Here is a 7,535-nt window from a genome sequence, read left to right on the forward strand (position 1 = left end):
AGTCATCAGTCATCAGTCATCTGGCTGATGACTACAAGTGTTGCTAAAGTTAATTAGCAATACTTTTTGACCACGACTAATGGAACTTGCTAATTTGTCGGCCAATTTACGATCGCCTTTAGAATCTGTCGATCGCCATCCTGCCACGGTTGCGCCCTCCACTTCCATCGGGGATGCGATCGCCCTGATGCGTCGGGCGATCGACCCTTGCCCACTGCCTAATTCACCTGCATTTCCCGACTCAAACGAAACGGTAAAAGCATCGATTAGTTGCCTCTTAGTTGTCGATGAAAATCAGCTAGTCGGACTGCTAAGCCCGGAAGATGTGCTGAACTTAGCCGCCTCCGAATACGGATGGCAAGGCATGAAAGTTGCCGACGCAATGACGCGGAATTTAATTGTCTTAAAAGAATCAGAATTTACCGATATTACTACCGCATTCAAGCTATTTTGTCAATACTCGATCGATTGTTTGCCAATTGTAGATGAACGCGGTCAGCCAGTAGGCTTAGTCAGCGAAAAAAGGATTCGCCCAGCAATGTATAGCTGGATCGAGGCACTGCACCAAGAAGTGGCAAAACTCCAGGAACAATGCCAACTGTTAGAGGGCAATTGCGAACTAGAAAAAGTCAGCGATCGCCAAAATGCCGAAAATGCCATGCGGCAGAGCGAGGCGCGCTACCTGGCGATTGTGGAAGACCAAACCGAACTGATTTGCCGCTACCTCCCAGACGGTAAAATAACTTTTGTCAATCAAGCTTACTGCCGTTATTTCGGCCTGCAGCAGTTCGACTTACTCGGCAAATGCTTCCTGTCCCTGCTGCCAGAAGCAGACCGAGAAATTTTTCAACAGCAATATACTTCTGTGTCTCCCGAAAACCCTATTTTTACCTGCGAACATCGAGTAATTTTGCCAAGCGGGGAAATTCGCTGGCAGCAGTGGATCGATCGGGCGATATTCAACGACAGCCGACAAATCGTCGAGTATCAAGCTGCGGGCCGGGATGTTACGGATCGCAAACAAGCAGAAATCGCTTTGCAGCAGCTCAATGCAGAGTTAGAACGCAGAGTGCAGCAGCGGACACAATGGTACGAAATGGCAGTAGCGGCAGGCAAAGTGGGGGTTTGGGACTGGAATTTGGAAACCGATGAAATCTACATTGCTCCCTCTTTGAAAGCTTTGTTGGGCTATCAAGACGCAGAGATTCCCAACCGCATGGAAAATTGGGCATCTCACGTTCATCCCGACGATCGAGTTGCCGTCGAAGACGCAGTAAATGCTTATCTAGAAGGTTTGACAGAAATTTATGAAGTAGAACACCGGATGCTGCGTAAAGACGGCAGCACCTGCTGGATACTTGCCCGCGGCAGCGCGATCCGATCGGCTTCTGGCAAGGCCTTGCGCCTGACTGGCACTGACACCGACATTACCGATCGCAAATTGACCGAAGAAAAACTCCAAAACTCCGAAGCCGAACTGCTGGCGCTGTTTAACGCCATGACGGATATCGTGCTGGTTTTCGACGCAAGCGGCCGCTACCTCAAAATCGCCCCCACGGCCCCCGAACTGCTGTACAAACCGGCTCCTGAAGTGCTGGGCAAAACCCTCGCCGAAATCTTCCCAGAAGCGGAAGCTAATTTTGCCCTCGGCCACATTCGCCAAACATTGGCATCTGGGGAAACCCACAGAATTGAATACAGCATGGAAATTGGCTGCAAGTTATTTTGGTTTGATGCCAGTATTTCGCCGCTGGATCTCGATCGGGTGATGTGGGTCGCCAGAGACATTACCGCTCGCAAACACGCAGAAGCTGCACTGCAAAAGAGCGAGGAAAAGTTTCGCAACTTATTTGACGATGCTCCGATCGCGCTTGGTTTGGCAAGCGTGCGCGACTACCGCACGATCAAAGTGAATGAAGCTCACCGCCAGATGTTGGGCTACAGCGATTCGGAGTTGGCTACCATGACTTTTAGTGAACTCACGCATCCAGAAGATTTACAAGCAGATGTGGAGCAAGTGAAGCAGTTGGTCTGCGGCAATATTTCTCGCTTCCAAAGGGAAAAACGCTTGATTAAGAAGAATGGCGAGCTGATGTGGGCAAACTTGACGGTGACGCTGATCCGCGACCGCGAGGGCATTCCTCTCTACAGCATGGGGGCGATCGAAGATATCAGTTATCGTAAGCGGGCAGAAATAGAATTTCAGCAGTTAAAAGAACGGCTGCAATTTTTACTGGGTTCTAATCCTGCGGTAATTTTTACAGCCGCACCGACGGGGGACTTTTGTACTACTTACATCAGCGACAACGTTCAGACAATCGTTGGCTACGAGCCGCAAGAAGTGTTAGCTGATTCTAAATTTTGGTCTAGCAGGATTCACCCTGAAGATCGGTCACAATTTCTAGTAAACTTTTCGGATTTATCCGAGGGGAAAAATTGCATTTGCGAGTACCGTTTTCTACACCAAGACGGAATTTACCGCTGGCTAAGGACGGAACTAAAACTATTGGTTGACAGCAGGGGTATTCCGATCGAAATTATTGGTTATGCCGCTGATATCAGCAATTCTAAATACGCCGAACTCGCTAGGGGGCAGCAGTTCGAGCAAGAACGGCTTGTGGAGGCGATCGCCCGTCGTGTCCGCCAGTCTTTGCAATTAAAGGAAATTCTCAACACCACGGTTGCGGAACTCCAGCAAGTATTATTAGCCGATCGAGTTTTGGTTTATCAACTTTTACCCGAAAACGGCGGCCGAGTCATTGCTGAAGCCGTGGCCGAAGGATGCAGCCAACTCGTGGATAGATGTTTTGCCGAAGAGGCTTTTCCGGCTGAAATTTATCAGCTTTATTTGCAAGGGCGAATTTCTGCGATCTCCGAACGGGATGACCCCTGCATTACAGCTTGTGTGACCCAGTTTATGAAAAAAATTCAAGTTAGGGCAAAGTTAGTAGTGCCGATTATTCAGCACAGCCAACTTTGGGGATTGCTGATAGCCCACCAATGCGAGATCCCTCGTGATTGGAAAGAATGGGAAATCAATTTATTTCAGCAGTTGGTAAATCAATTGGCGATCGCCATTCAGCAATCTCTACTTTACCAGCAACTGCAAGCTGAACTGAGCGATCGCAAACAAGCAGAAGCAAATTTGAAAAACTCCCTCAAAGAAAAAGAAATTTTGCTCAAAGAAATTCACCACCGCGTCAAAAACAACCTCTGCGTAGTTGCCAGTCTGTTAGAATTGCAATCGAACACAGTTGCCGACCCGCAAGTAAGCAAAATGTTTGAAGAAAGTCAGAATCGCCTTTATTCTATGGCTCTGATTCACGAAAAACTGTACCGTTCGACTAACCTGGCGCAAATTAATTTTGGCGAATATCTCGAAGATTTGGTAAGTAACTTGTTTCACTCTTACAATATTAGCAACAACCGAATTCAGTTGCAGGTATTAGCTGAGCCCATTTCCCTAAATCTAGAAACCGCTACTCCCTGCGGTTTAATTGCTAATGAATTGGTTTCAAATACCCTGAAACACGCTTTTCCTGATGGCACAACGGGTACAGTTAGTGTAGAATGCTATCAAACGGGCGATCGAGAAATCAACCTCTTAGTTAAGGACAACGGCATTGGCTTTCCTCAAAACTTAGATTTTAGGAAAACTCAGTCGATGGGCTTTCAAGTTGTCTGCACTTTAACCGAGCAGTTAGAAGGAACCATCGACATATCCAGACAATTTGGTACATCCTTTCACTTAAAATTTAACGAATTAAACTACTTTCAAAGATTGTAAATATATGAGTTTTGCCGAACAAGCAATTAATATTTTGATTGTCGAAGACGAACTGTTAATTGCTAAAAATTTATCCCCAAAATTAGAAAAATTGGGATATCAAATCGCCGATATCGTTTCTTCAGGAGCGGATGCCATCCAGCGCGCCCGCGAACTAAGACCCGATTTAATTTTAATGGATATAGTTATCAAAGGCGACATTGACGGCATAGAAACAGCAGCAATAATTAATCAAGAATTAGATATACCAATTATCTATACAACTGCCTATGCCGACGACGAAACTTTGCAGCGAGCCGAAAATACTGGTTCTTACGGCTACCTGCTCAAACCTTTTAAAGAAAGAGAAATGCACGCCACTATCAAGATAGCACTGAGCAAACATCAAGAAGCAGTTAATCTGAAAAAAATAATGGCGTTAGCAGCAGAAAAAAGCGAAAATAGATCGCGCTTTATTTCTATGGCTTACCACGATTTAAACACTCCTTTAACTACTATACAGTTATCGGCTGAAATGCTAGAAGATAGCGACTTGCCTAGAACCGCAGGAAGTCCCAATAAAAATGTCTATCGCATTAAAAAAGCCGTCAGTAATATGAGTGGGCTGCTGGAAGATATTTTAATGCTTAGCAAAGCAGAATCCGGCAAAATATCCTTAAATTTAAATCAGATTAATGCGACGGATTTATGCAATTCAATTTTAGAAGAACTGCAACCGATCGTCACCGATAAACACCTAGTACATTTCCGCAGCCAAACAAATCCGCTTCACGCCAATCTTGATGCAAAACTACTGCACCACCTCCTGACTAATTTGCTTTCAAACGCTATTAAATATTCTCCCAACGGCGGCAAGGTGAGTTTAGAATTAAGCTGCGAAAACCAACAAATAATTTTGTGCGTTCGAGATGAGGGAATTGGGATGACAGCGGAATATCAAGAAAAACTATTTCAGCAGTTTGAACGGGGTGCTAATGTAGGCAAGATTAAAGGATCGGGTTTGGGACTGTGCATTGTCAAACACATAGTTGACCTGCACGGCGGTACAATAAGTGTGGAAAGTGCGATCGGCAAAGGTACTACATTTATTGTCACGCTGCCTTTGTTAGTTAGTAGTCATTAGTCATTAGTCAGTAGTCATGTCCGGTAAAATAAGCACAATACTTGTAGGGGCGGGTTTCACCAACAATCTATCATCCAGACTAACAATCTACATAAACCCGCCCCCACCACGCGACAGAATTTCATCGCGGACAATTCAACGGAGAGGAGATAAAAGTATCGGGGGGGCGGGTTTATGAGATTGTAGATTACAGGCAATTATTGTTAGTGAACCCGCCCCTACAAAATTCATACAAGTCTCAATCAGGCCGGACATGATATCATTTTTAAGCAAATCGATCGGGAGACAAAAGCTCGATCGCCCTATCTTCTTCTCCCCCCGCCCAATTAGCAAATCGCTCCGCCAAAGGAGGTACAATAGTCAAAGGATTGCTGAGGCCCGAAAAAACGTTCAATCCAGGGCGATCGGCAATCGACCCCACTACAGGCAAATTATCAGCGCTGAATGCCACACTACACTCGTGCCAAGTTGCAGGTAAACCTGCCAAATCAGGCAAAACCTTGGCGATTCCTGCACGAATTGCCGTTTCGCTGGTTTCGCGATCGACTTTAGCATTCAAATCGCTCAAAGTGCGCGACAATTGCCCGATCCGCAAACTGCCATCATTAAACTGAATGGCACCTGAATCTAAAATCGGCGGCTGTAACTCTTTACCCGGTTCATCCCAAAGAAAATCCACCTCATTTCTACTCGATTCTGCTTCCAATTCAAAACGTTTTAATACCGCAGGCATCACCAAAGTCCTGAGTTTCAAATCCACAGGTGCAGTTTCCAAAATCTCGGTGCGAGTAAAATAAACTCCCACAGAAACACCAGCGGCTTTCAGTAAACTCCGACTCCAACCTCCAGCACAAATAACCGTATTTTCGCAGGCATAACTTTCCTGTACCGTCTGGACTCCCGAAATCCGATTTCCCTCTTCGATCAACCCAATTACTTCAGAAAATTTTATAGTTCCTCCCAACCGCAGAAACCCTTGACAATAAGCTTTATTTGTGGCAGTCGGCGAAATGTGACCGTGACGCACAGTCAGAGCTCCGGCGATCGCGCTTTTATTCAACAAAGGTTCCAACTCGCCAGCTTCTGCAACACTCAAAAGCTGCGGAACGATCGCAAAATGCGCGTAATTAGCCGCCACTTTTTCGGCATCGGAGCCCGCATCAATTGTCAGCAACAAATCCAACTCGCGAAATTCAGTATCAGCATCTAATTGGGCCGATAAATTGCGGTGGCGTTCGATACCTTCCCGACACAATTGCCGAGTTAAATCAGTCGTTCCCGACCAATAAGCCAAGCCGCCATAACTAAAACGAGTAGCATTTTGCATGGTAGCATCTTGTTCCAAAAGCAGCACAGCAAAACCTTTTTTTGCCAGTTCGTAACTCAGTGACGCACCCGTAATGCCACCGCCGACAACAATCCAATCGTAACTTTTCATGGGCAACTCAAAGGGAAGGAAAATATCATGCTTAGATTTTAGCTTACGTTTTTTCGGCACCAATCGAAAAACCTCTACCTACAGGAAGAGGCTGCCTGCGATCGCCCTAACTGAAACTTCCACCCGTCGGGAGATGTTTACTTAGAGATATTTTTCGTTCAATAGTAGGAATTAGAGTCAGCAAAAAATTAGAAATACCAGAGAGGTTTTTATGAGTATCGACAAACCGGGCAGAGATATGGAGCGCACTGTCAATCCGGGCGATCGTATTTCCGACAAACCGCAAACCATTGAAGAAAAAGCGCAGCAACTGGCGGTAGACCACGTACCCGACATCGTGGGAGATGTTGTTACAGTTCCAACTTATGTGATCGTCGAAGAACCGGATGGGGAAAAGAAAGCTTTGCACCACGTCAAAGACGCCGACGAAATTTCTGACGTAATTCGGCAGGCCCGCGTTGACGAAAATGGCGAGCGGGTTTGGGATTAAGTTCAATCCAATAAAAACGGCTTTGTTGTACAAAAGTTATCAGAGAAATCATGGAAACAAATCCCAGAAATAGTACGCCCTATCCCAATCTTCCGCCGATTCTCGAAAGTGACGACGCCGAGTACCGCGATGCCGGCATTACAAGTACAGTTTCCGTTGCAGGCCATCCGCTTCACCCAGTGATCGTCATCTTTCCGGTAGCCTTTTTAGTAGGAGCCGCCGGCACGGACATCGGTTATTGGCTGACAAGCGATCCGTTTTGGGCGAGAGCTTCGCTTTGGCTGATGGGTGTCGGTTTTGCTGCGGGGATTTTGGCCGCTATCACGGGCTTTTTAGATTTTTTCAAAGTTAAAAGAGTGCGCGATCGCAGTGCCGGTTGGTTGCACATGGGCGGCAATGTAGCCGTTATGGTACTTACCCTGATTAACCTGGTGTTGCGCCAAGAAAATCCGGCTGAGCCGATCGTCTATACAGGTTTAGCAATATCGATCGTCGTTGCGACCTTGCTGGGCGTTACAGGCTGGTTCGGCGGCGAACTAAGTTTTCGCCACAAAATCGGAGTCATTGGCCCTACCAGCCATAATTCGTAGGTTTCTGACCATTTGTAGTAGGGAGTTCAGTCGGGAGCATCTCAGTTTTGCATTTACAGTGCGAGCGTCCCCGCTCGCGTATTGTACAATACGCGAGCGGGGACGCT

5 protein-coding genes are annotated in these 7,535 nt (G+C 46.4%); 4 read left to right on the forward strand and 1 reads right to left on the reverse strand.

What is annotated here, in order from left to right; genetic code table 11:
• Window positions 1-79: 79 nt before the first annotated feature.
• Both QT992_RS10500 and QT992_RS10505 read left to right on the forward strand, forming a co-directional pair.
• Window positions 80-3,787, forward strand: a complete 3,708-nt coding sequence (locus QT992_RS10500) for a PAS domain S-box protein (protein ID WP_333340530.1) — start codon at window positions 80-82, stop codon at window positions 3,785-3,787.
• 4 nt (window positions 3,788-3,791) lie between these two features.
• Complete coding sequence (locus QT992_RS10505) at window positions 3,792-4,910, forward strand: ATP-binding protein (protein WP_333340528.1); 1,119 nt, start codon at window positions 3,792-3,794, stop codon at window positions 4,908-4,910.
• A 265-nt stretch (window positions 4,911-5,175) separates the two neighbouring features.
• Here QT992_RS10505 and QT992_RS10510 read toward each other — a convergent pair whose 3' ends face one another.
• The gene (locus tag QT992_RS10510) at window positions 5,176-6,348 is read right to left on the reverse strand and encodes an FAD-binding oxidoreductase (RefSeq protein WP_333340525.1); all 1,173 of its coding nucleotides are present in this window, start codon (window positions 6,346-6,348) and stop codon (window positions 5,176-5,178) included.
• Between the two features lie 211 nt (window positions 6,349-6,559).
• On the opposite strand from QT992_RS10510, the gene QT992_RS10515 reads away from it, so the two are divergent.
• Window positions 6,560-6,838, forward strand: coding sequence for a hypothetical protein (locus tag QT992_RS10515; protein WP_333315817.1), 279 nt, complete (start codon window positions 6,560-6,562; stop codon window positions 6,836-6,838).
• A gap of 50 nt (window positions 6,839-6,888) precedes the next feature.
• A complete protein-coding gene (locus QT992_RS10520; protein ID WP_333315818.1) occupies window positions 6,889-7,428 on the forward strand; it encodes a DUF2231 domain-containing protein in 540 nt (179 codons plus the stop codon).
• Window positions 7,429-7,535: the final 107 nt, after the last annotated feature.

The organism is Microcoleus sp. T3_D1, assembly GCF_036700405.1.
Classification (GTDB): Bacteria; Cyanobacteriota; Cyanobacteriia; order Cyanobacteriales; family Microcoleaceae; genus Microcoleus.